Annotated in this window: 2 protein-coding genes; both read right to left on the minus strand. The window is 38.8% G+C overall.

From position 1 onward, the window contains the following. Nucleotides 1–241: 241 nt before the first annotated feature. Complete coding sequence (locus BN3456_RS00180) at nt 242–517, minus strand: hypothetical protein (RefSeq protein WP_089981955.1); 276 nt, start codon at nt 515–517, stop codon at nt 242–244. Between the two features lie 528 nt (nt 518–1,045). Beyond that, nucleotides 1,046–1,688 (minus strand): hypothetical protein (locus BN3456_RS15740; RefSeq protein WP_176699054.1); only part of this gene is annotated, 643 nt, incomplete at its 5' end.

Here is a 1,688-nt window from a genome sequence, read left to right on the forward strand (position 1 = left end):
GTAATACTATAGATAGAAATAAAATTCGACAATGGAATTTCGAGTTAAATCGACATCAAAACCAATACATATTTAATTCAAATCAGGCAGTTCCTGACTTGCCAGACACAGAAAAATTTACGCCCTCTAGCAGACCTTCTCATAGGTCTGCTTGGTTACCGTTGATAATAAAGGGATTGTGGCGTCAATAGGACGCTTTGCGTCGGCGTTAGCCCCTGCTATTGACACCACAAGTTCTTTATTATACCTGGCCGCTGGCACCGCATCGCTGACCGCCAGTTACCGCAAATTGCAGTGGAGGACCTGCCGAGTTGTTAGGCGAGGTACCTGGTGGATTATTTGCATTTCTAAAAAATTGTTGTATAGAAACGGCACTTGGCAAAATCAATGTTTCCAAAAAAGTAATCGTTTTTACTTTCTTTAAAAAATATTTGTTTTCCATTTCCTCAGCGTCTACTAAAACGCAACCCAAAACGTTCTGATTTTTATCAGTATATTTTTTATCAACACACTTCATGTTTTTTTAATCTGATTTACTGGTTCGAATTTTTGTTCAAATATCGAATTATAAAAACAATATAAAGCCTCAAACTTTAGGTTGCTGCAATACTGTCTAAAAATCTTAAACTGATCTTTCATCACACCTTTTACTTTAACCTTATGTGTAAGTTGCCTATACCTATTCTGCAAAATATCTTTGTTACCTGGATACATCTTTTTTGCTTGAATCAGATACCTTTTAGTTTGGGAATGTTCTTTAATAACTAAATAAAAATCCGCTCCGGTTGTTCGCTCTGGTTTTCCCGTATTTCCTTTGCATGTGGTATTTTCTCCGTTTCTTTTATCCAATTCCAAATTGTTTTTGATTCTTTTTCTGCTATATCCTAGCTTTCATGTTCTGCTTCCTTAATATATCCTTTTGTATTTTTAAAATAATCAGTATACAAGAAAGACTCAGCCCCGGAAGTTCCAATAAACCTTGTTTAACAGAATCTAAATATTCCGCTTTACATTGCGAAACTTTCGGAGGATTCTGTGTAAAGTTTTACCATCGAAACTCATTCGGATTGTCCTTTCTCCATATGATATCCACACCATTTCGACTTCCTGTTTCTGTTTTTCCATACCCTTCCGGCAAACCTTTTGCCGCCAGCCAGTTTGTGCCGGCCATGATCTCTGACATTTTGTTCACTTTATTTTTCAAATGTTCATAACATTGCCTGGCATAGGCATCCCAATCCGGAGGAAATTCTGAAAACGGCCGGCCACTCCTAAAATACTGCTCGGTGCAATATGACACATAAAAATCCCACTCTGTCTTCGTTTCTAAATTCTGAACCATCTCACCGGTATTATACAGCAGCTGTTTGTGATACCTTGCTGTTATCTCCCGGTATATGTCCTCAAAAGTAATGGTGTAAGATGCACCGTGGATAATCCAAAGTCCGAAATTATATTTCATATCTACACGGAAAAGGCGGCTGCGCCAGTGCAGCAGTTCTTCATGTCCATTCTCCCACCCGATCGCTTGAGCGATTTCCCTATAACTCATACCATCCCTGTAATAATAGTGCAGGATTTCCGGGGTGACAGGAATATGTACTTTATTTTTTCCTTTTGTCCAACAGCCAAGTTCACCAGTCGCTGTCAGGATTGCCTCTACACCTTGCTTCTGATCCACAGTAAGG

This window comes from Clostridium sp. C105KSO13 (assembly GCF_001517425.1).
Taxonomy (GTDB): domain Bacteria; phylum Bacillota; class Clostridia; order Lachnospirales; family Lachnospiraceae; genus Muricomes.